At 62.2% G+C, this 22,165-nt stretch carries 23 protein-coding genes and 2 pseudogenes; 11 read left to right on the top strand and 14 right to left on the bottom strand.

The window, feature by feature from the left end; all coding sequences use genetic code 11:
• The first annotated feature begins 28 nt into the window (after window positions 1-28).
• Window positions 29-259 (top strand): hypothetical protein, encoded by a 231-nt coding sequence (locus NKH59_RS27145; RefSeq protein ID WP_502904314.1) that lies wholly within the window; start codon window positions 29-31, stop codon window positions 257-259.
• A 354-nt stretch (window positions 260-613) separates the two neighbouring features.
• Window positions 614-1,402: an exodeoxyribonuclease III gene (xth, locus tag NKH59_RS27140; protein WP_353023586.1), complete on the top strand. Its 789-nt coding sequence runs from the start codon at window positions 614-616 to the stop codon at window positions 1,400-1,402.
• Window positions 1,403-1,476: 74 nt separating this feature from the next.
• On the opposite strand, the gene ligD is transcribed toward xth, so the two are convergent.
• Window positions 1,477-3,249, bottom strand: coding sequence for a DNA ligase D (ligD, locus tag NKH59_RS27135; RefSeq protein ID WP_353023584.1), 1,773 nt, complete (start codon window positions 3,247-3,249; stop codon window positions 1,477-1,479).
• Window positions 3,250-4,052: 803 nt separating this feature from the next.
• Between ligD and NKH59_RS27130 the strand changes: the two genes are divergently transcribed.
• Complete coding sequence (locus tag NKH59_RS27130) at window positions 4,053-5,816, top strand: adenylate/guanylate cyclase domain-containing protein (protein WP_353023582.1); 1,764 nt, start codon at window positions 4,053-4,055, stop codon at window positions 5,814-5,816.
• A 248-nt stretch (window positions 5,817-6,064) separates the two neighbouring features.
• Here NKH59_RS27130 and NKH59_RS27125 read toward each other — a convergent pair whose 3' ends face one another.
• The 9 genes from NKH59_RS27125 to NKH59_RS27085 form a co-directional block, all read right to left on the bottom strand.
• Window positions 6,065-6,238: a hypothetical protein gene (locus NKH59_RS27125; RefSeq protein ID WP_352541839.1), complete on the bottom strand. Its 174-nt coding sequence runs from the start codon at window positions 6,236-6,238 to the stop codon at window positions 6,065-6,067.
• A gap of 23 nt (window positions 6,239-6,261) precedes the next feature.
• A complete protein-coding gene (locus NKH59_RS27120) occupies window positions 6,262-6,651 on the bottom strand; it encodes a hypothetical protein (RefSeq protein WP_352541838.1) in 390 nt (129 codons plus the stop codon).
• A gap of 132 nt (window positions 6,652-6,783) precedes the next feature.
• Window positions 6,784-7,899, bottom strand: a complete 1,116-nt coding sequence (locus tag NKH59_RS27115; RefSeq protein WP_352997055.1) for an ABC transporter substrate-binding protein — start codon at window positions 7,897-7,899, stop codon at window positions 6,784-6,786.
• 73 nt (window positions 7,900-7,972) lie between these two features.
• Window positions 7,973-8,908, bottom strand: a complete 936-nt coding sequence (locus NKH59_RS27110; RefSeq protein WP_352541836.1) for an SMP-30/gluconolactonase/LRE family protein — start codon at window positions 8,906-8,908, stop codon at window positions 7,973-7,975.
• A gap of 22 nt (window positions 8,909-8,930) precedes the next feature.
• Window positions 8,931-9,986, bottom strand: a complete 1,056-nt coding sequence (locus NKH59_RS27105) for an ABC transporter permease (protein ID WP_352818785.1) — start codon at window positions 9,984-9,986, stop codon at window positions 8,931-8,933.
• Between the two features lie 19 nt (window positions 9,987-10,005).
• Complete coding sequence (locus NKH59_RS27100; protein WP_352541834.1) at window positions 10,006-11,502, bottom strand: sugar ABC transporter ATP-binding protein; 1,497 nt, start codon at window positions 11,500-11,502, stop codon at window positions 10,006-10,008.
• An 80-nt stretch (window positions 11,503-11,582) separates the two neighbouring features.
• Window positions 11,583-12,467 carry an NAD(P)-dependent oxidoreductase gene (locus NKH59_RS27095; protein ID WP_352541833.1) on the bottom strand — a complete coding sequence of 295 codons (885 nt, stop codon included), beginning with the start codon at window positions 12,465-12,467 and terminating at the stop codon, window positions 11,583-11,585.
• The gene (locus NKH59_RS27090; RefSeq protein ID WP_352818790.1) at window positions 12,464-13,042 is read right to left on the bottom strand and encodes a gluconokinase; all 579 of its coding nucleotides are present in this window, start codon (window positions 13,040-13,042) and stop codon (window positions 12,464-12,466) included. Before NKH59_RS27090 ends, NKH59_RS27095 begins: the two co-directional genes overlap by 4 nt.
• The gene (locus NKH59_RS27085) at window positions 13,011-13,823 is read right to left on the bottom strand and encodes an SDR family oxidoreductase (protein WP_352541909.1); all 813 of its coding nucleotides are present in this window, start codon (window positions 13,821-13,823) and stop codon (window positions 13,011-13,013) included. Before NKH59_RS27085 ends, NKH59_RS27090 begins: the two co-directional genes overlap by 32 nt.
• A 99-nt stretch (window positions 13,824-13,922) precedes the next feature.
• Here NKH59_RS27085 and NKH59_RS27080 point away from each other — a divergent pair, with 99 nt between their 5' ends.
• The gene (locus tag NKH59_RS27080) at window positions 13,923-14,843 is read left to right on the top strand and encodes a 2-hydroxyacid dehydrogenase (RefSeq protein ID WP_353023601.1); all 921 of its coding nucleotides are present in this window, start codon (window positions 13,923-13,925) and stop codon (window positions 14,841-14,843) included.
• A 15-nt stretch (window positions 14,844-14,858) separates the two neighbouring features.
• Window positions 14,859-15,890, top strand: coding sequence for an L-idonate 5-dehydrogenase (locus tag NKH59_RS27075; protein ID WP_353023580.1), 1,032 nt, complete (start codon window positions 14,859-14,861; stop codon window positions 15,888-15,890).
• Between the two features lie 176 nt (window positions 15,891-16,066).
• Here NKH59_RS27075 and NKH59_RS27070 read toward each other — a convergent pair whose 3' ends face one another.
• The 4 genes and pseudogenes from NKH59_RS27070 to NKH59_RS27055 all read right to left on the bottom strand — a co-directional run.
• On the bottom strand, window positions 16,067-16,342 hold the full coding sequence (locus tag NKH59_RS27070) for a heme-binding protein (RefSeq protein WP_353023578.1): 276 nt from the start codon (window positions 16,340-16,342) through the stop codon (window positions 16,067-16,069).
• A gap of 44 nt (window positions 16,343-16,386) precedes the next feature.
• Window positions 16,387-17,379, bottom strand: coding sequence for a LacI family DNA-binding transcriptional regulator (locus NKH59_RS27065; RefSeq protein ID WP_352474894.1), 993 nt, complete (start codon window positions 17,377-17,379; stop codon window positions 16,387-16,389).
• Window positions 17,380-18,047: 668 nt separating this feature from the next.
• Window positions 18,048-18,224, bottom strand: coding sequence for a helix-turn-helix domain-containing protein (locus NKH59_RS27060; protein WP_353023576.1), 177 nt, complete (start codon window positions 18,222-18,224; stop codon window positions 18,048-18,050).
• A 59-nt stretch (window positions 18,225-18,283) separates the two neighbouring features.
• Window positions 18,284-19,255, bottom strand: a pseudogene (locus NKH59_RS27055) (ParB N-terminal domain-containing protein); the annotation flags it as partial.
• A 337-nt stretch (window positions 19,256-19,592) separates the two neighbouring features.
• Between NKH59_RS27055 and NKH59_RS27050 the strand changes: the two are divergent.
• The 6 genes and pseudogenes from NKH59_RS27050 to NKH59_RS27025 form a co-directional block, all read left to right on the top strand.
• Window positions 19,593-19,895: a BrnT family toxin gene (locus NKH59_RS27050; RefSeq protein ID WP_352818797.1), complete on the top strand. Its 303-nt coding sequence runs from the start codon at window positions 19,593-19,595 to the stop codon at window positions 19,893-19,895.
• Entirely contained in the window at window positions 19,879-20,151 is a 273-nt protein-coding gene (locus NKH59_RS27045; protein WP_352474883.1) for a BrnA antitoxin family protein, read from the top strand. The genes NKH59_RS27050 and NKH59_RS27045 overlap by 17 nt, the downstream gene beginning before the upstream one ends.
• The gene (locus NKH59_RS27040; protein WP_353023574.1) at window positions 20,132-20,899 is read left to right on the top strand and encodes an ATPase domain-containing protein; all 768 of its coding nucleotides are present in this window, start codon (window positions 20,132-20,134) and stop codon (window positions 20,897-20,899) included. Before NKH59_RS27045 ends, NKH59_RS27040 begins: the two co-directional genes overlap by 20 nt.
• A 25-nt stretch (window positions 20,900-20,924) precedes the next feature.
• A complete protein-coding gene (locus NKH59_RS27035) occupies window positions 20,925-21,446 on the top strand; it encodes a PAS domain-containing protein (RefSeq protein WP_352818802.1) in 522 nt (173 codons plus the stop codon).
• Complete coding sequence (locus NKH59_RS27030; RefSeq protein WP_352818805.1) at window positions 21,395-21,766, top strand: hypothetical protein; 372 nt, start codon at window positions 21,395-21,397, stop codon at window positions 21,764-21,766. The genes NKH59_RS27035 and NKH59_RS27030 overlap by 52 nt, the downstream gene beginning before the upstream one ends.
• A 137-nt stretch (window positions 21,767-21,903) precedes the next feature.
• A pseudogene (locus NKH59_RS27025) lies at window positions 21,904-22,059 on the top strand (hypothetical protein); the annotation flags it as partial.
• Window positions 22,060-22,165 lie beyond the last annotated feature (106 nt).

Genomic DNA, 22,165 nt, shown 5'->3' with positions numbered 1-22,165 from the left:
ATGAGGCATTTTGCGGTTAGGCAGTGAGATGGCACTGGTCCAGTACTCCGACAATGGCTTCTTCGCTCCGCGCACGATTGCCGACGCCTTTCGCACGACGAGCGACGAAGTCGGCCGAACTGCCGGGCTGGGCAAGGATGCCGTCCAGCACAAGCAGCGGGTCCGGTCGGACAAGACCATGGCCGATGTGGTCCACAAGGTCGAGCCGTGCTTCGGTTCAACCCTTCGCAAGATCGCCCGCCTTGCCGCTACGAATTGAGAGCTGTGGCTCGGCCATATAGGATTCCTTCGCAGCATTACTTAAACCCACTGGACCCAAGGCGGTCGCCCTCCTCAGCAGTAGACCTGCCCAAGCTCCACCCATCCGTGCGTTGCGGCCGCCCTAACGCCGGATTGTGCGCGCCGCATCTACCGCTCGCGACTTCGCCTACGACGCTCCCGACGACCAGCTCCTGCGCTCATTGCGCCATCTGGCACGCGGAAAGGCTCGCTGAAACCGCTCGACCGCCATTCTAGAAAGACGACTGACAAGGCCTCCCTTTGGCGGCATGATGCAAGCATCAACATCTGAGCCTTCCATGCTCAAATCGCCGAGGGTTGTTGAGAACTTCGGATGACCCGTATCGCAACCTTTAACGTCAACGGCGTGAACGGTCGCCTGCCCTTGCTCATCAAGTGGCTGGGTCAGACCGACTATGACATCGTGTGCCTTCAAGAACTGAAGACTTCGGACGAGAAATTTCCCGCGGAAGCCGTCAGGAACGCCGGTTATGGCGCGATCTGGCACGGGCAAAAGTCCTACAACGGTGTAGCCATACTCGCACGGGGAAAGGAGCCCCTGGAGCGTCGACGCGGCCTGCCGGGTGACCCTGACGATACTCACAGCCGGTATATCGAGGCAGAGGTGGATGGGATCGTCGTGGGGTGCATCTACCTGCCCAACGGCAATCCAGCGCCCGGCCCGAAATTCGACTATAAGCTCCGCTGGTTCGACCGTCTGATCAGCTACGGCCAGCTACTGCTCAAGGAGGGGATCACAAGCGTTCTGTGCGGCGACTACAACGTCGTGCCAACGCCGATCGATGCCGTGGTGCCGAGACGTTGGCTAGGCGACGCAGTCTACTTTCCGGAGAGCAGGCAGGCCTACGCCGAAATGCTAGACAATGGCTGGATGGATGCCGTCCGCTGCATTCATCCGGAGAAAGGCATCTACACGTACTGGAACTTCTCCTATCGAGGCGGTTATGATCGGAGCTCCGGCCTGCGGATGGACCACCTCCTCGTCAGCCCATCACTTTCGAACAGATTACGTGACGCGGGCGTGGACGCTGACCTGCGAGGCTGGGAAAAGCCGAGTGATCATGTGCCCGCCTGGATAGAGATCGACCCGGCCGGCAATTAGTTGACATGATCGAATGTTCGGCGGAATCGCCGGGCGTCTTCGCCCACTGCTAATAGAATGCGCTGCGAGATTGCTCACGCTGCTTTTCTAGCAGCCGCCCTAAACGGACGGTCAATGGTGAACGCATCTGGACGGATGGCTGCCTCGACCTGGCTCCAGGTCACGGGACGGGCGATTGGGAAGCCGGGTCGCGCTCGTGGGGAGAAGGCGCCGACCGCCGTGTTGCCGCGCCCATTGCGAAGGTAGTCGATGAAGATGCGGCCCTTTCGGGCTGCCGGCGCGGCGGAGAGCAGATAGCGATCAGGATGGGCTTCAGCGAGGCGCTTGGCGAACGATCGGGCAAGGAGCCGGGCATTGTCGTGCGTGATCTTCGTCTCAAGTGGGGCCATCAGGTGAATTCCCTTGCCGCCCGTCACCTTCGGCCAGCTCTGCAGACCTTCCGCTTCCATGATGTCGCGGAGCGTTAGCGCGGTCTCGATCACTTTGTCCCACTCGACCCCCTCGCCCGGATCAAGGTCCAGAACGACCCGGTCGGCATGTTCGATGTCGTCAACAGCAGCGTTCCAGGGATGCAGCTCTACCGCATCCATCTCGACCAGCCCCAGCAAGCCGGCAAGGTCGTCCACCCACACGCGCACACCTTCGCCACCCTCGCGCTTCTGAACGCGCAACTGATGCACTGCTGCGGGGATCTTCGGCAGCGCGCCCTTGTGGTAGAAGGTTGCCCCGAGAGCATGGCGGACCAGCTTCAGCGGTCGGTGGCCGAGATGGACGAGTGCGTAATCGGCAACCCTCTGCCAGTAGCGCGCAAGCTCTTCCTTGGAGGGCGAGACCGCGTCGGGCAGCAGTTGCAGGATGTTCTCCCTGGCAATGCCATGTTCCTGGGCTGGTCCACGTCGCTTTGATGGCGCCGGAGGCTTGGCCGGGATCGCGACCAGGTCTTCTCGCAGACCCTTGAATACTGCCTCACGCAACACGCCGCGATCAGTGACGCCGCTGAACTGTACCTCGGCCAGCACCTCTGGTCTGACCCACGTCGCCTTCGGCTTCACGATGGGCTCTGACAGAGGCGACTTGCTGATGATCAGCGGGTCGAGCCGCTCTCGAACCAGTTGAGCAACGCTCAAGGTGTAGCCGCTGCGGGCCTTCCCGGCATAGAGCAGTCGGTCGCCCTCGCGGCGACCGATGTAGAGGGATGCGATGCGGCGCGGGTGAGCGCCCAGCTTCTCGACAAATGCCACGATGGGGAAAGTGTCGCTCTTGATGCACTTCACCTTGAGCCAACTGGTCTGGACCCCTGAGCGGTAGGTGGCATCGGTGCGCTTGGAGACGATGCCCTCCAACCCCATACGGCAGGCATGTTCAAATACGTCCGTGCCGCCCAACTCCAGATGTTCGGCGTAGGTCAATGTCGGGGCTGAGTTCTTCAGCAGCTTCTCTAGGGCTGCCTTACGCCTTACCAGCGGCTGCTGCCGCAGATCGCGCCCGTTGAGGTGCAGCAGGTCGAATGCGTAGAAGATGAGCCTCGGCGAGTCTGGGTTGCCCAACTCCCGTTCCAACGCTTGGTAGTCCGGCAGGCCAGTGTCGCCGAGAACGACAGCCTCCCCGTCGATGATCGCCGCCTTCACCGGCAAGTCCGCCGCCGCTTGAACAATTCGTCGGTATCGGTGCGACCAGTCGTAGCCACGACGCGTGAAGGCCCGCGCTTTGCCGCCCTCAATGATCAGCTCGGTGCGGTAGCCGTCGTACTTGATCTCGTGAAGCCATTCGCCGCCCTCGGGCGCATTCTCGACCAGCGTCGGCGACTGGAACTCAACGAAAGAAAGCCCGTCTGTGGCGTTACGCATGCACCCTCCGACGGCGAGTCAAGACGCAGAGCAGCAATAGGTTCCGGGGCATTTTAGCGAAATTGTATGTTGGGGCAGTTTATGGTTCCGTTGGAATTAGCATCAATTATCAAGCCGCGCACATAGCAAGCACTGGCGCGAGCTGGAGGCGGATTTGCTATGGCTCGATCTGCCGCCAGCCAAAATGCAATGACAATAGCCAGCGGCTTGGGAGGCTTGCGTGGCGCGGATCGTAGTCGCACCGCAATTGCACCGCCGTGTAGTCGTAGTCGAGGTGTCGGGGTCCGCCGAGCCTCCCTGCACCATCCTGATCTGATGTGCATCCTGACATGGACTCTCCTTCCATGGCTGCATCGGGGCAAGCGGCAATTTCTGTCCTCACCAAAGGTCCGCTTTGTGAATAGCCGTTCATTGCGGCTGCCATGGATGAGCAACGGTCGGGTGGAAGCCTCACATTGCTGCGATCGATCTGAACCGGAACGGGCGCGCCATGAACAGAAATTGAGAAACATCTTCCGAAGTGGACATTCGGGTGATGCGCTGGGCACGGAAGCAACGAGGCTCGTGCATTCGGGGCGCGCCCTCTTTAAAGCCGTCACGGGGCTTGCAATTCGGTGGCGCATTGCGACACTTGTTGCATGAGCACGTCCGCACAACCAGTGCGTCTGGCCCGCCCCGAAAAGAAGCGGCGTCGCATCCCTATTGCGGTCATCATGGCGTTGAGTTTTGGCAGCCTCGTATTCCTGTCGGTCGGGGGCGTGCTCGCGTTGTCGGTCGGCGCCAATTTTCGCAACACGTTCGACTTGCTCGGCGCCCAGTCGACACTCCTGATCGATGCGATGGAGGACTCGCTGCGCGCAGAGATGGGGGACGCCGAGAACGCGGTCGACGGCATCGCGCAGCTGTATGCCCAGGGCGAGTTCCAGATCGACGACGAGGCGATGTCTGCAGCCGTTGCCGGTGCTCTGGCTACCGCCTCGGGGGTCGAGGCGATGCTGATCTGCACCCCCGACCTGGTCTGCCGCGGCGCCGCGCGCTCAGTCGAAAACAACGTTGCAACGGGCGCCATCGAGCATTTTCCGGCCAAGCCCGAGAAGTCGCCCCAAGTCCGCGCCGCCCTCGAACAACGCAGACGGGTCGGCGGCAGGCAATGGGGGGCATTCGTAGCCAACGAGTTCGGCCTGTACGCGCATGTCTCAGTGCCGCTGGCACGTGATGGCGTGACGCAGGCCTGGGTGATCGCGGCGGTCGAATTGCAGAAACTGTCCGATATCACGCGGGAGCTATCATCGCGATTTGGCACGCATGCCTTCATTCTCGATGGCGAAGACCGCGTGCTCGCCGACCAAAGGCTGGCCGATCCCGACGCTCTGAAGAACGGCGTCCTGCCGCTGACGCCGCTGGCCACGTATGGCGATCCGGTATTGGCCGCCTATAGCGCGCGGAAGGTAGAGCGGGATTTCGACACGCGCCGCGCCCGCGACATAGAAATCGCCGAGATCGACCGCAGCGTGGACAATGCGTCCGAGTGGAGCGGCGACGCCACCTACATCGCCATCACCCGCAAGATCGCAGGCTATGGCGACAAGCCCTGGACGCTCGGCGCGTATTTCGAGACCAGTCAGATCAGCAAGGAGATCGAGCGCGTGTTGGGATCGGCCCTGCTCGGTGTTGGGGCGATGGCCGTGGCGGTCATCGTCGCGATCCTGCTTGGGAGGCGCCTGTCGCGACCGATCCAGGCGATCGCCGGCCAGGCCATGCGCGTTGCCGATTTCGATCTCGACGGCGTGACTCCGCTGCCGCGCAGCAGGGTTCTGGAGTTGGACAACCAGGCTTCGGCCTTCAACGCCATGCTGATCGGTCTGCGTGCATTCTCGACCTATATTCCGCGCTCGCTGGTGGCCAAGCTGGTGCGCACCGGAGAGGTGGGCATCGCCGAACCGCGCGAAGCGGTCGTCACCGTCATGTTTACCGACATCGTCGGGTTCACCACGCTGTCGGAGCAGATGGACGCCGCAGCCGCGGCCAGGCTGCTGAACCACCACTTCGCGATCCTGTGTGGCGCGGTCGATGCACATGGCGGTACGGTCGACAAGTTCCTGGGCGACGGCATGCTGGCGTTCTTCGGCGCGCCGGATCGTCTGAAGGGCCATGCCGCCGCGGCCGTCCGCGCCGCCGCGGCGATCCGCGAGGAGCTGGACAAGGACAATCTGGAAGCGGCTGGCAAAGGCCGGCCTCCGCTTCACGTCCGCATCGGCATCCACACGGGCTCCGTCATCGTCGGCAATATCGGCGCATCCGATCGCGTGAACTACACAATCGTCGGCGACACCGTGAACATCAGCCAGCGGCTTCAGGAACTCGGCAAGTTGCTCGCACCAGATGCCGCGACCGCCATCGCGATTTCCGGCGAGACTGTTTCGCGGCTCGACGAAAAGTTCGAAACGATCCCGGCGGGCAAGCACAGGTTGCGCGGGCGCGGCGAAGCGACGGAAGTCTTTCAGCTTCACAAAGTCGCGACGTCAGCACCGCCCCGTGTGGACGTTCGCCACGCCCAAGCAGGCTAGGGCCATGCCGCTTCCCTGCCGCTGATCGGCGGCTTGGAGAAGCCCGCGCGAATGCTGGTTCCGGCTAATGCCGACTTCCAAAAAGAGAATTCGGCTCCGCAAGGTCTCGAAAGGGTCATCGGCGTGAATTCGTCCTGCGCGAACGACCTTCCCCTCGGGGTCGCTCAAAGACTCCCATCTTGCGGACCAACCTCACCAAGGCGTCTGGGCTCTAAAAGGTCCCGCTCGAAGCCGGCTGCCGGTGTTGGTCAGGATGATGTCGCTGGCGACAGCACCTCTTCGAGCAGGGCTGTTGTAATGGCAAGGCTATCAGCAGTCATCTCCTCGTAGTCTGGCATGATCATGAGCTGTGCGATCGTCCGTCTGACGAACTCCGGATTCAGCTCTGCAAGCCGCTCCCTTGTTCGAGCGACACGATCCACGCCGGGCCCCGACCACGATGAAGTCAATCTCGCCCAGGCCCTCGAACGCGAATTTCTGAAACCTCGTCCCGTCGCCGTAATCGAGCGGTTGGAAACTCGTTCGCTTCGAAAACATGGTGATGCACACGGCCGGTGAACATCTTGAGCAGCTCTCCGGTCACATCGCGGCTCTGAAAGCGAACGTCGGACTGCAGCGCCTTGTTGCAGGCGTCCATGTCGGGATAACGGATGGCGAGCGCCATGGCATAGACGGGGGCGCCCTCATCCCGTGCCGTGCCATCCAGAACGCGCACCTCCTCGGCTCCAGGAAATTGCGTCCACAACGGCACTAGCCTTTCCCTGACAAAGCGCCGGAATTCGCTCTCGCGTCCGGGGTGGATTTCGCCTTCGAACAGGGCGTAGCGAATGATCATGGCGAGGGTTTCCTGATTTTCTGCGCTTGGGATGGCCGCCGGCCGGCAAGGGCAGGTCGCGGTGCAATTCGTGGATTTGTCGTGCGAATGAGATGCGGGCGCATCGCGTATTGCGCCCGCATCGCCGGGCTCCTACTTGCCCCAGATCTTCTTGTATGCGTCGCGGTAGCCATTGCCGGGGTCGAATGCGTTCTTCGGCCCGCCGTCGAACTCGACATTGTCGGCCGTCACCACATGCAGCGGCGACAGATAGCCCGACCATTTTTCGCCAGCGATGGCGCGGTTCAGCTCGTCGACCAATTGCCAGCCCTGCAAGTTGAGCGGTTCGGCAACGGTCACCTTCTGGAACTGACCGGCGCGAATGCGCTGATAGGCCGATTCCGAACCGTCGCCTGCGGCGACATTGATCGGCGCGTCGGTACCGGCTTTGCCGGCGGCGGCAAGTGAGGGTCCCATGAAGTCGAAATAGAGGTCGTTGATCGCCAGTGAATGCGTCCAGGTATCGCCGTACTTCTGCAGCAGCGAAGTGGTCAGCTGCGGCATGCGCTGGGAGGTCTCGGCGATCGGCGTGTCGACATATTCGAGCACCTTGCCGCCCAGCCGCTCGATCTCCGCCTTCATCTTGTCTGCCTTGGCGATGGCGATGGCGTAGGTCGAATCGGTGAAGATAACGACGCCGGGCTTGCCCTTGGCATCGGCGTAGGCCCAGTCGGCCGCGGCTGTGGAGACTTGCATGGCATCCGTCGACACGTTGGCGAACACGCCGCTTTTCTCGTCGGGCCCGATCACCGGTCCGGCATGCCAGGAGACCAACGGGATACCTGCGGCCTTGGCCTGTTCCAGCGCCGGCGCCTGCTCGACCGCGTCAAAACCGTTGATGACGATGCCATTCGGCTTCAACGCCATGGCTTGGCCGAAGGCAGCGGTGCGGCCGCCGATCGAGCCGGCGCCGTCAATCACCTTGACCTCCCAGCCGATCGCCTTGGCTGCTTCCTCGACGCCGTTGGTGACGCCCAGGATGCCGCCGTTCTTGAGGTCGCCGGCGAGCACGACGATCGTCTTGCCTTGCTGCGCCTTCGGACCGGTGGTCGGGCCATCCCAGGCCGTGACCTTCTGCGCATATTTCTGGACGACCGCCATGGCGTCGGCTGTGGCGTCCGCCCGTGCCTGGCCGGCGAACAGGACAGGAGCAGCGATTGTCATGGCCATCAAGGCTACGGATGATTTCAGGAATGTTCTGCGTTGCATGTTGGTACCTCCCTTGGTTTCTAGAAATTGCATGATCTTTCAAACTCGGCTTTCGATTGGAGTTGGCGACATGTCACCGGCTGATGTCGCCCGCCACCGGACCAACACCGGCCGGATGTGCGTTGACGTAGATGGCGTAGAGGGATGTCTGAGCGGTGATGTAGAGGCGGTTGCGCTTGGGACCGCCGAAACAGACATTGGAAACGAGCTCGGGAACCAGGATACGGCCGATCAGGGTTCCGTCCGGTGCATGGACGCGCACCGAGTCGGCGCTGGAGGCCCAGATGTTGCCGTCGCGACCGACGCGAAAACCATCGAAGAGGCCAGCCCCGCACTCGGCGAAGATGCCGCCTGCACGCGCCGACCGGCCATCGACGGCAAGGTCATAGGCCTTGATCGCGCGCGGCAGGCCGGGCACATGGCTGGCGCCGCTCTCCGAGACATAGAGGATCGTCTCGTCGGGCGAAAAAGCCAGGCCGTTCGGCTGCACCATGTCGGTGACAACGGCGCTCACCTCACCCGAAAGCTCGTCGAACCGGTAGACATGGGAGCCGCCGATCTCCGCTCTGGCGATCTTGCCCTCGTAGTGGCTTTCGATGCCGTAGACCGGGTCGGTGAACCAGATCGTACCGTCGGATTTGACCACCACGTCATTGGGTGAATTGAACCGCTTGCCTGCAACGGTTTCGACAAGCGTCTTCCAACGCCCGTCATGCTCGAGCCGGGAGACACGGCGCCCGCCATGCTCGCAAGCAACGACGCGGCCTTCGCGGTCGAGGGTGTGGCCGTTCTGATTGTTGCAGTGCGTTTCGAAGACACTTACCGAGCCGTCGCCTTCGTCGTAGCGCAGCAGCCGATCGTTCGGGATGTCCGACCACAGCAAATGCCTTGCGGCGGGGACATACACCGGTCCTTCCGCCCAACGGCTACCGGTCCATAGCCGTTCGAGCTTGGCATGCCCGATCATCAGCTTGCCGAACCGATCGTCGAGAATCTCGTAGTCGCTCATCCCAGGTCCCCGAGGCCCGACGTCACTTCGAGCGCTGCGCGACGGTCTTGGTCCTGGCTCTTTGCGCCGCGCCGCGCTTGCGCTGGGCGTAGCCGGCAATGCCTATGGCGACGAGCAGCGTCACGCCATTGAACAATGGCTCGACGAAGAACGAGCCGCCGAACTGCTGAATGCCGGAAATGCCGACTGCAAGGATGATGACGCCGGTCATCGTGCCCCAGACATTGACACGCCCGGGTTTGATCGTGGTCGAGCCAAGAAAGGCACCGACCAGAGCCGGCAGGAGATACTCCAATCCGACGCTGGCCTGGCCAATACGCAGCTTGGAGGCGAGAAGCACGCCCGTCAGCGCCGTCAGGAACCCCGAGGAGATGAACGCCCCAATGACGAAACGGCGCACCGGAATGCCATTGAGAGCAGCCGCCTTCGGGTTGGCGCCGATGGCATAAACGTAGCGGCCGATCGGCAGATATTCGAGGATGATCCACAGTGCGACGGCGATGCCAAGCACGTAGAGGCCGGTGATCGGCAGCCCGAACACCATCGTGCCGTTGAGCGCGTAGAAGCCGTTGGGCAAAACGCCGACAACCTGCCGGCCGCCAGTGTGCCAAAGCGCCAAGGAATAGAGCACGGTGCCGGTGCCCAGCGTGGCGATGAAAGAGTCGATGCGGGCGACTTCGACCAGCAGGCCGTTGAGGAAGCCGGTCGCGGCGCCGAGAACCAGCACAATCATCACTGCCAGCGGCCACGGAATGCCGAACATGGTTTGCAGACTGATGGCCAGGATGTGCCACAGCACAATTCCGTAGCCGACGGTGAGGTCGATCCGTCCCGACGCCATCGGGATCATCGCCGCCAGCGACAACAGCGCAATAATCGCCTTGTCGGAGATGATCGAGCGCAGGTTAAGCAGCGTCGGGAACGTGTTCGGCAGCAGGATCGAGAACAAAAGGATCAGCAACACCGTCAGGATCACCAGCCCGTAGACCGGTAGCAGCCGGATGACCTTCTGCCCCATGGACAAATCAGCCATCTCGCCGCGGGTCGGTTCGAGGGCGCTGGATTCGATCGATTGCATGAGTTCGCTCCCAGAAAGATCAGGCGGCTTCGGAAGCCGATGCCGCGGTGATCACGGCGGATGTGGTGAGGTCTTTGCCGGTGAGTTCGCGAACGATCTGTCCTCGCGAAAACACCAAAGCGCGGTGGCAGATGTGGGCAATCTCCTCGAAATCGGTCGACACCACGACGACGGCGAGGCCGGCTTCAAGCGCGCGGCCGATCAGCCGGTAGACCTCAGCCTTGGCGCCGACATCGACGCCGGCCGTCGGATCCTCGGCGATCAGCAACGTACGCCCGGTGTGCAGCCAGCGCCCGACGACCACCTTCTGCTGATTGCCGCCAGAAAGGGCTTCGATCGGCAGATTCGGGTCGTTGGGGCGCAGCCCGACGGAACTGCCGATCGCCTGCGCTAGCGCAGCCTCTTTATGAGGCGCGAGGAAGGAAAACAGGCCGCGCTTGCCGGCGCCGGGATTGAGGAAACTGTTCTCACGGATCGACAAGGATCCAGCGATTGATTCTTCGGTCCTGTCACGCGCGATCAGGCCGATGCCGGACGACATCGCCGCGATCGGGCTGGACAGGTCCGGCACAGCCCCGCGGATCGTCACCGTGCCGGAAAAGGCCTGGCAGCCAAACAGCGCCCGGCCAACCAGTTCCTGCCCGGCGCCGCGCAGGCCGACCAGGCCGAGCAACTCACCCTTGCGAACGTCGAAAGACACCGGGCCGGCACCGGCGCAGACAAGGTCGCGCACGGCGCAGATCGTCTCGCCGGCCTGCGTCTCTGCCTTGCTGAAAACCTGGCTGACCGGACGGCCGACGATCATCTCGACCAGTTCGTCCGGTTTCGTATCGGCGACCTTCTTCTGGCCGACCAGCCTGCCGTCGCGCAGCACGGCGACGCGATCGGCGATGCGGAAAATTTCATCCAGGCGATGCGAGACATAGATCATGCCGACGCCGCGTTGCTTGAGCGGACGGATGGCGTCGAACAGCCGCTCGACCTCGTCGGCGGGAAGACTGGCCGTCGGCTCGTCGAGCACCAGCACATCGGCCTCGGTAGCCAAGGCGCGAGCGATGGCGACCAGCGATTTTTCGGTGCGCGTCAGATCTTGAACGCGTGTCGTCGGGTCGAAGTCACAGCCGACCAGCTTTAACGCCTCATGCGCCCTCGCCTCGGTCGATCGCCAGTCGATCAGCCCGGAGCGCAGCGAAAAGCCTTGGGCCAAGCCGACATTCTCGCCGACCGTCATCCATTCGATGAGACCGAGATCCTGGTGAATGAAGGCGACGGGCTGGCGCTGGTTCGGCCGCGGCGGGCGATGATGGTAGGGCTCGCCGCGAAACAGGATTTGGCCGCCATCCGGCCGATAGATGCCGGCGAGCGTCTTTATCAGCGTCGACTTGCCGGCGCCATTCTCGCCGAGCAGCGCCAGGATCTCGCCCTTGTGCAGATCAAGCGTCACGTCGGAGAGCGCGCGGGTGCCGCCGAACTCCTTGGTAATTGACTTGAACTCGATCAGTTTTTGCTCGGTCACAATGCGTTCCTCCCGAGATAAAATTATGTTATCGATAACATTTCTAAGCGTCAAGCATCAAAGAAAATATGGCCAACGGATCAGTTGGTCTTGCCGTCGAGCAGACGCATCATTTCGGCCGAATCCCTTGGCCCCAGTCCTGCGGTGCAGAGCAGGCGATGGATCTCGACCACCTGCCCGGTCATCGGCATCGGCGTCTTGGTTTTGAGGGCAAAGGATTGCAGCGAATCCAGGTCCTTCAGCATGTTGTCGATGCGGCCGGTCGGCGAAAAATCGCGGGCAGCGAATTTTGCCATGAACTCCTGCATGATGCTGGAATCGGCTCGCCCGCCCTTGAGTGCCGCCGGAATTGCCTTCGGATCGACGCCGCCGGCTTCGGCAAGCTTCACCGCTTCGGCGACGGCCTGGAACAGAACTGCGCAGAAAAGCTGGTTGATCAGCTTGGTGGTCTGCCCTGCCCCGCTCGGCCCCATCAGCGTGTAGTTGGCGCAGAGATGCCGCATCACCGTGCGGGCTTGTTCGAAATCAGCCGCCTCGCCGCCCGCCATGACGGTCAGTCGGCCGGCCAGCGCGCCGGGAACGCCGCCCGAAAGCGGGCAGTCGAGCCATTTCATGCCGGTCTCGGCAGACAGCTTCCTGGCCATCTGCGCGGTGTCGACGGGATCGATCGAAGACATGTCGATCAGCAGCTTTTCGGGCGACGCAGCGGCCGCGACACCGGCATCGCCGAACACCACGGAACGCACGATGTCGGCATGGTTCAGACTGAGGATGACGAAGCTGCTCGTCCGCGTTGCTTCGGCAACAGACGCGACGGCAACCGCACCCTTTGCAGTCAGCGCGGCGACCTTGGCCTTGTCCAGATCGAATACCGTCACGGCTTGCCCAGTCTCGATCAGACGGGTGGCGATCGCCGACCCCATGATGCCGGCGCCGACAACGGCGACTTTTGCTGGTTGCGTCATCTCAACGTGCCTTTTTCCTTGATCCTGGCGGGGGCGACCCCAAATGCACCCAGACCCTCCAACACTCTATCGGCGATCGTGTCCACATGCGCGTCGATGTCCACTGTGACCACCAGCGGTTCGTCGCCTGGATTTTCCAGTGTGGCGAACTGGCTGTTAAGCAGAGCGGGTGGAAAGAAGTGGCCGCCGCGCTCGGCGAGCCTGGCTTGCAGCACCGCACGTGACCCGTGCAAAAATACGAAAAGCACCGGCCCGCTAGCACCATGGCGAAGGCGATCGCGATAGGACTTCTTCAGCGCCGAGCAACTCGCGACGAGCCCACGTCCTTCTTGATGTGCATGGCGCAAGGCTGCGCCCAACAGGTCCAGCCAAGGCCAACGATCCTCGTCGGTAAGCGGAATGCCCGCCGACATTTTTTCGACATTGCCACGCGGGTGCAGCACGTCGCCTTCGACAAAAGCAAGCCCTAGACGAGCCGCGATAGCGACGCCAATGCTGGTCTTGCCGCAGCCGCTGACACCCATCACAACGATGGGCCAGGACTTAGAGGCAGGTTGTGATGCCGCCATCGACATAGAGCGTGTGTCCATTGACAAAGGATGAGGCCGGTCCAGCTAGAAAGATCGCCGCGCCGACCAGTTCGCCGACATCGCCCCAACGACCCGCCGGTGTTCGGTTGGTCAACCAGGCTGAAAACTCGGGATTGTCGACCAGCGCCTGGTTGAGCGGCGTCTTGAAGTAACCCGGCGCAATGGAATTGATCTGCAAGCCATGCTTCGCCCAATCGGCACACATGCCGCGCGTCAGGTTGCGCACAGCGCCTTTCGTGGCCGTATAGGGCGCGATGTTCGTCCGTGCCAGTTCGCTTTGCACCGAGGCGATATTGACGATCTTGCCGCGCTGCCGCGGGATCATGTGCCGCGCCACCGCTTGCCCGACGAAGAACACGCTGGAGATGTTGGTGCGCAAGAGTTCCTCCCATTTGTCAGCGGGGAAATCCTCGAGCGGCATTCGGAACTGCATGCCGGCATTGTTGATAAGGACATCGATGGCGCCGATCGTCGCCTCGATCTGCGCGACGCCGTTCGCCACCGCAGCATGATCGGTGACGTCGAAGACGGCGCTATGGACCTTGTGTCCCTTCGCTGTCAGTGAATCCGCAGCCGTTTTCATTTTTTCGGCGCTGCGTCCGTTGAGCACGATTTCGGCGCCGTGCTGCGCCAACCCCTCGGCCAGCGCCAGGCCGATCCCTTGCCCCGAGCCGGTGACCAGCGCCCGCATGCCGTTCAAATCAAACAACGAACTGCCCAAACGCTCCTCCCGAGCAAGCTTTCCTGAAGCGGCCGCGATTTCCATCACCCCGCCGCCAGTCGCTATTGACATGAATGTTATCGATAACATAGTCAATGGGAAAAATGGACTCGCACAGGAGATGATGCCGTGACCGACATTTTGATGACAGGTCCCTATCCGGATTGGGACATGGCAGATCTTGAGGCGAAGTATCGCGTCCACAAACTTTGGCAGTCCGAGGACAAGGACGCGTTGCTCTCAAGCCACGCCGGCGCGATCCGCGCCATCGCTACGCGCGGCGAGCTTGGCGCAAGTGCTGCGCTGATGGGAAAGCTGCCGCAGCTCGAGATCGTTTCCTGCTACGGCGTGGGCACCGACGCCATCGACCTTGCCTATGCCAGGGCGAACGGCATTCGTGTCACCAATACACCAGATGTGCTGACCGAGGACGTAGCCGATATCGGCATCGGGCTGCTGCTCGCCGTGGCGCGAAAAATCCCGCAGGCCGACGCCTACGTACGCGATGGAAGCTGGCGCAAGGGCAATATGGGGCTGGTCACGCGTGTCTGTGGAAAAAGGCTGGGCATTGTCGGCATGGGCCGCGTCGGTGCGGCGGTGGCGAAGCGCGCCGCTGCATTCGACTGCACGATTTCCTATTTCGACAACCGCAAGCGCGACGATCTTCCTTATGCTTTTGTCGGCGATCTGGTCGAACTGGCGCGCGACAGCGAATTTCTGATCGTAACGCTCGCCGGCGGCGAAAGCACAAAACACATGATTAATGCGTCGATCCTGGCAGCGCTCGGAGCAGACGGTATCGTCATAAATATTTCGCGCGGCAGCACGATCGACGAGACCGCGTTGCTCGCGGCCCTGGAATCCAGTGCCATCAAGGGTGCCGGGCTCGACGTGTTCTGGAACGAGCCAACCATCGACGAGCGCTTCCTGAAGCTTACCAACATCGTGCTGCAACCGCACCACGCCAGCGGCACGGTGGAGACCCGCAAGGCCATGGGTCAGCTCGTTCGCGATAATCTCGCGGCCCATTTCGGCGGACAGACCTTGCTGACACCGGTCGTCTGAGAAGCGATCACATCAATGAAGTCGATCGTCATCCACGCGGCAAAAGACCTGCGGATCGAGGAGACCGATCCGGGCTCCCCTGGCGCCGGACAGGTCGAGATCGCGGTCGAGGCTGGCGGCATCTGCGGCTCGGACCTGCATTATTACAACCATGGCGGCTTCGGCGCGATCCGCCTTCGTGAACCCATGATTCTTGGCCACGAGGTTGCGGGCACGGTGCGGGCCCTCGGCGACGGCATCTCCACACTTGCGGTGGGCGATCGCGTGGCGATCTCGCCCAGCCGGCCCTGCAATGCCTGTCGCTACTGCCTGCAAGGCATGCAGAACCAGTGCCTCGACATGCGCTTCTATGGCAGCGCCATGCCGATGCCGCACATCCAGGGCGCCTTCCGCCAGCGCCTGGTCGCCGAGGCGTGGCAGTGCCACAGAATAGCCGACCACATCTCCATCCACGAAGCCGCGTTTGCGGAGCCCTTCGCGGTTACGCTGCATGCCATGAACCGCGCCGGCTCGCTGCTTGGCAAGCGGGTTCTGGTCACCGGCTGCGGGCCGATCGGCGCGCTTTGCATCCTCGCCGCACGAGCCCACGGTGCGCGCGAAATCGTCGCCACCGATGTCATGGAGGGCGTGCTGGCGAAGGCCCTGGAGATCGGCGCCGATCGCACTATCAACGTCGCGACAAACAGCGAAGAGCTCGCCGTCTATACTGTCGACAAGGGAAGTTTCGACATGATGTTCGAGGCCTCCGGCAATGAACGCGCGGTGCGTGCAGGGCTCGATGTCCTGAAGCCACGCGGCGTGCTCGTGCAGCTCGGTCTCGGCGGCGATCTGTCAATCCCGCAGAACCTCATCGTCGCGAAAGAGATCGAGATGCGGGGCACTTTCCGTTTCCACGAGGAGTTTGCGCTCGCCGTCGACCTGATCAATCGCCGCCGGGTGGATGTCAAACCGCTACTGACAGGCATCTATGCTCTCGACGAGGCGGTCGCGGCTTTCGACATCGCTGGTGACCGAAACAAATCCATGAAGGTTCAGATAGCGTTCTGAAGATCCTTCGGTTGCGCTGGAGGCGCATCGGCACATCGCATTAAATCACGTCGGCGCCAACCGCCGCCAAGGCGGCGTGTGCCACATCGAAATCCTGCTCGCCGGTTCCGACCCGACGCCGATGCCGCCCGCAAGGCGTCTGCCGAAGCGGATCGGCAAGCCCCCGGGCAAATTGGTCACGCGCCCTGCGATGCGATACCGGCTGAGAGCGCCACTTCGAACGCCATGCCGCCAGTAGCGGCGTTTATTGACGCCGCGGTGCACGCCTTCGCCTGCGCCGTACGCATGCTGAGGAACCGCGCGCCATCCATGCGCAGGCTGGCGAGGACTTCGCCGCTCGCATCGACGACCACGAGACATTGCGGCACGCCCATCGTGACGGCGCGCGCTGCTCCGGCTGCAACGGCTTTCAAAGCACCGTCATGCGTGAGGGTGATGGTCTCGCGAAACATCGCTGCTGGGCTGCCCTTCGCTGCGTTTGAATCGATGCAGGAACTCAGGTGCTTTCGCGCTCGACGACGCGATAGCTTGTGAGGACGATTTCTTCGCCGTGTCGTTTCTCGTCGCCTCGGATCACCTGGATCAATCTGCGGGCGGCCTGTTGCCCGATGCCGTAGCAGTCGACATTCACGGTGGTGATGCCGGGATGGCAAAAGGCGGCTACCTCGTAGTCGCCGAAGCCGGCAATGGCGATGTCCTGCGGGATCCGCATGCCCCGGCGCTTGCATTCCATCAGTGCGCCGAAGGCCGAAAGGTCCGAAACGCAGAGTACGGCTTGCGTGTCTGGCCAGCGCTCCAGCATGCTGACGACGGCCTGGCCTCCCTGCTCGATGGATATCGGCGGCACGCCAAAGGAAACGAGGCGCCCGGTTGGCAGGCCGAGCTCCTCAATGGCTCTGACAAAGCCTTCGCGCCGTTGGCTGCCGCGCGTGTCGCGCGAGGTCGTGCCACCGATGTAACCGAATTTATTGTAGCCTTTTCTGGCCAGCGTCTTGACGAGAAGTCCCATCGCCTCTTCATTGGAGAATCCGACCACCTGATCGATGGGTTTCGCCGGCAACTCCCAGGTTTCGACTACAGGGATGCCCGCGTTTTTAAGAAGCCGGCGGGCGCGCTCCGTATGGGCGCCGCCGGTCAGAATGATGCCTTCGGGCCGCCGACGGAGCATCGCTTCGATCAGCTTTTCCTCCTTCTCGACCGTATAGTCGGTGTAGCCGAGCAGAAGCTGGAGTCCCGTGCTCTCCAGTTCATCCGTTATGCCGCGCGCCGTATCGGCGAAGTTGGAATTGTTGAGTGATGGAACCATCGCGGCAACAAATCCAGTCTTGCGCGAGGACAGGCTGCCGGCCGATTGGTCGAGCACGTAGCCGAGGTCGTTGACCGCGACCATGATCTTTTCCCGCGTCGCCTTGGAAACGAGGCTGCCCTCTTTCAGGGCGCGTGAAACCGTCATGGTGGACACACCTGCCCGCCGCGCCACGTCGACCATCGTCGGGGCGTGGCTCTCGCCCGGTCTCGATGAGGCGGCCTTGGCCATCATGCCGCTCCACCAGCCGGCAGCGATGTGCCCAAGCAAAACGCTGGACACTCGGGCACAAGCTCTCTGCGGCGTCCGGCATCGCTCATGAACCACCCGTTGGAATCAACTTCACGCAAGGCATGTTATCGATACCATATCAAAAGACAACAGCCACATACGGCCCAAGCGTAAACATGGTCATGAGCACCGGTTTGGGCCGCGATCACACTTTGGCTCTCCTGCCGACGACGATTGCCGAATGAGGTCCGCCCGACAGGACCGGACACCGTTTCTTCGATGCCTGCCGGGCGTGGGTGCGCCAGCTCTGTCAGCCAGCCCATAGCGAGCAAGTCGACGGTGTAGGCGACGGGATCAGGAGCAGCAGGGCAGGAACGCCCGCCATTGGGATGCCGGCACCACACGATAGACCGCCTTCATGTAGTTGGCGCTCCCGAGCAGATAGATCGCCGGTCCGCCAGTGAGGATCAGGACTTAGGTTAGGCCGTCTTGAGCGGATCATGGGAATGCGCCAGCACCAGATCGTTGCCGACGGCGGCGGCGATGACCCCGCCGACCAGGATCCCGTGGGCATAACGAAGCCTATCTGCCGAATTATCCGAGCAGCCGGCGCACCATGCTCAGCCGTCGAACACATTGGGGTGATCTGTCCCCTGCCACCAATGAATCAGGGCGATCCGGTTCTTCGCCTTCGAAATCCGGAACAGCCGTTCGAGCAAGGTCTTCACCGTCGCCGGCGAGATATCGAGATCCTTGGCGATCTGTTTGTTGGTCATGCCTTTGTTGACCAGCATCATGATCTCGGCCTGTCGCGGAGAAAGCCTGGGCGGCATGGGCGAACCTTCGAGCACCGCCGCGAGCCGCCGGCGTCTTCCGCACCCTTGCCCTTGGGCTTCGTGGCCTCGGGCATGCGGAAGTGGACCGTCTTCACCTTGCCCTCGCGGTCAAGATACATCGCTGTGTGGTCCGACTTCTTGGGCGTACTGTAGACGCGTTCGGCCTTGGGCGGCAGCTTCACCTCGCCCCAATTGTTGGTCTCGACGATGACGCCCTTCTTGGGCAGGTTCTGCGTCATCCACTCCTGCTAGGCCCCCAGGAAGGCGTCCACGTCGGTGGTGTAGCGGCTGTCCTGGTCGGCCGGGGCGAACAGATCCTCGACCCAGGCGATGCCATAGGCCTCTCGCAGATCGTCGCCGAAGCTGGCGTCGCGCGCATACATGCGGGTCTTGGCGAGGCCGTTGGCGACAGCCCACCACGAGACCTGGGGATCGCCCTTGGTCGGCTTATGTGCCTTCCAGACCTCCTTCTGCTCCTCGAGCGAGGCGGCCGCGATGGTGCGGAGCTGGCGCTCGTCGGGCATGTCGCCCTTGGCCATATGATCCAGCATCGCCGGCAGCACATTGGCGAGCAGGCGCAGCTTCTTGATCTGGCGCACCGACTGGGCGAGCGCGATGCCGATCGCCTCTTCGGTCCAGCCGAGCGCCACGAGACGCTCGATGGCGCGCCACTGGTCAACGGGGTTAAGCTGCTCATGCGCGATCGTGGTGACCAGCGAACGCATGGCGCCGCCATCCTCGGCGCAGGGAACGACGATAACGGCGACTTCCTCGAGGCCGGCGGTAATCGCCTGCTTGACGCGACGGTGGCCCTCGTCGATGACGAAGCCGTTGCCGCCATCGGTTTCTGCGGCGACGACGGGCGGCTGCACGATGCCAACAGCCTTGATCGTCGCCAGCAGCAGCGCGTCGGCCTGCGGGCTGGACTTGGAACGGCGCGCCTTGTCGGGATTGTCCTTGAGCGAGCGCGGATCAACGAATTTCAGTTCCATAGGAATTCTCCTTGGAGGGTTGCAGACGCGGCCTTTCACCGGTCCTTTCTCGTCTTTCTTCCGAAGACATCCCCCTGCCCGCGGAGCCGGCGGGCCGGTGCAACTGCCTGGTGAGCATCCCTGCCCGGCAGGACAAGCGGGGCTTTCAGCCCTGCGCCGGACGACGCGGCCGGGATTGCGAGGCTGGCGGTTGAGCGTCAGCGCCACCGGTCTGGCCGATCAGCGAGGTGGTTTTCCTTGCCTCCATTTCCTCTCCCTATGCTGTCCAAATCTGCTGGGCGGAGCGCTCACGCCTGACGGAGCTTGAAATCGGCGTATATTATGGCAATATACATCGATGATCGAATGGGAACGGATTGCCGGCTTCGACTGGGATGCGGGCAATGCCCGCAAGAGCATCGACAAGCACGACGTCAGCCAGGCCGAGGCGGAACAGGTGTTCTTCAACGAGCCGTTGCTGACCGTTCCCTACGCAAAGCACAGCGCCATCGAGCAACGAATTCATGCTCTCGGGCGCACCGATGATGGAAGGCTGCTGCACATCACCTTCACGCTTCGGGACAAGGAGACCAAGATCCGGGTGATTTCCGCCCGGGATATGAGCCGCAAGGAGCGAGGCTACTATGACCAAGACAGCTAAGCCGGTTCCGACCTTTGCATCGGAGGCCGAGGAGCGCGCCTTCTGGGAGTCCAACGACTCCAGTGAGCATGTCGATTGGAGCAAGGCAGAGCGGGTCCGCCTGCCCAACCTCAAGCCGTCGTCGACCTCGATCTCGTTGCGGCTGCCCAATAGCCTGCTCGAACGGATCAAGGTCGCGGCGAACAAGCGCGACGTGCCCTATCAGTCCCTTATCAAGACCTGGCTGTCCGAGAAAATTGACGCCTCTCGAGGCTAAGGAGGCCGGCCTTAAGCCGCCTCTACCTCTCCCGATAACGAGCGGCAATGCCGATCTTGACAGGATGACGAGCGGGGGCTTCTTCCGCGACAGCGTTACGCTGGTCAGCGGCGCGACCGGCACCGGCAAGACGCTGCTGGTGACCAATTTCCTGGCCGGTGGCGTCGCGGCCGGCGAACGCTCCTTACTGGTTGGCTACGAAGAAAGCGGCGGTCAGCTCATTCGCAACGCGTGCAGTTGGGGTGTCGATTTCGAGACGATGGAAGCGGAAGGCGGGCTCAAGGTCGTCTGTCTCTATCCGGAGGCGCAAAGCCTTCCCGACCATCTGCTGATGATCCGTCAATTGGTCGAGGAATTCAAACCGGATCGGCTTGCCATCGACAGCCTTTCCGCGCTCGAACGCATTGCGCCGGAGACCGGCTTTCGCGAGTTCCTGATCAGCCTCACATCCTTCGTCAAGAAACGGGAAATCGCTGGACTTTGCACCGCCACGGACAAGTCGCTGGTCGGCGGCCATTCGGCGAGCGAACAGCACATCTCGACGCTGACCGACTCCTTCATCCTTTTGCGCTACATTCAGAAAGCACAGTTCATGTATCGCGGCCTCATGGTGCTGAAGATGCGCGGCAGCGAACACGACAAGCAGATCAGACGCTTCACGATCGATGGCGGCGGAATGCATCTCGGCCAGCCGATAGAGGGCGCGCCGGATGTCTTCGGCGGTTCCGCGACGAACGATTCGTCATAGTCATACCTGTGAGGAGGCCAGAACGATGACGCGGAGCGCGGCGGAAATTTCCGACCTGACCGATGATCCGCAGCTGACCAGCATCAGCCAGCTCAGTTTCCGTCTCCTGATCGAGAACACGGCCGACGGTGTCCTCGTCGTCGATCTTTCGGGAGCGGTTCTCTACGCGAATCCGGCCGCGGCCCGCATTTTCGGGCATCCGCTCGAAGAGCTTCTTCATGTTCCCCTCGGGCGGCCCGTCGTCTCGGGAGAAACCGCAGAAATCACCGTGGCCCGTCCGGGCAGCAAGGCGGCCGAGGTCGAGATGCGCGTCGTCGAGGTGACCTGGGATGGCAAACCTGCCCTGCTCGCCAGCCTTCGCGACGTGTCCGCGCGCCCCGCGCAGGAAGAACGCCAGTTGCAGTCGCAAAAACTCGAAGCCATCGGTCGCATCGCAGCCGGCATCGTTCATGGCTTCAACAATCTGATCGCCTCTTCGAATCCGGCCTCCGGCAGTTGGCAAAGCAGCTTGCGGAGAATCCCGCCGATCCGAAAATCGGTACGCTGATCGAGGAGATGCTGAAGCGCACGCGAAATGGCGGCGCGCTGACGCAGCAGTTGCTCGCCTTCTCCCGGCGTCAGTTCCTGGAGCCCGAAAAGGTCGATCTCAACCAACATATTGGATCGCTCACCGCTCTGCTGGAGCGGACCTTCGGCCGCGACATCAGGATCGAGCGTCATCTCGATCCAGCGCTCGGTCCGGTTCTCATCGACGCCAATCAGCTCGACGTCGCCATTCTCAACCTGGCGGTCAACGCCAGGCATGCAATGACAGACTACGGCAGGTTCACGATCGAGACGAGTGACGCGCCTGACGATCTGATCTGAAAGGATTGGCGGCGTTGTTCGTTCGCTTGACGCTGAGCGACACCGGCCACGGCATGGACAAGCAAGTTCTCGCCTAGGTCTTCGAGCCCTTCTTCACGACAAAAAGCAATGGCGAGGGAACAGGGCTCGGACTCAGCCGAGTCTACGGCTTCGTCAAACAGTCCGGCGGGCACATCCGCATCGATAGCCAGGTGGGCAAAGGGACCAGCGTGCATTGTTCCAATGTTTGCTCACGCTGTGATGCCAACAGGGCAAGCTCTTGCGGCAGGGTGCCGCAAGGTCGCGACGAATGAACGCCGGCCCAGTTCAACCCACGTGATGTCGTTCAAAGCTGGGGGGATCGATCTCCATCAAGCGGTCTGCGGCCTCGACCGCAGTTCGTATCCTGCTGCACAGCGC

The organism is Mesorhizobium sp. M0998 (assembly GCF_040318885.1).
Lineage (GTDB): Bacteria > Pseudomonadota > Alphaproteobacteria > Rhizobiales > Rhizobiaceae > Mesorhizobium.
The sequence above is the reverse complement of the archived record's forward strand: the minus strand, read 5'-3'. Positions and strand labels throughout refer to the sequence as shown.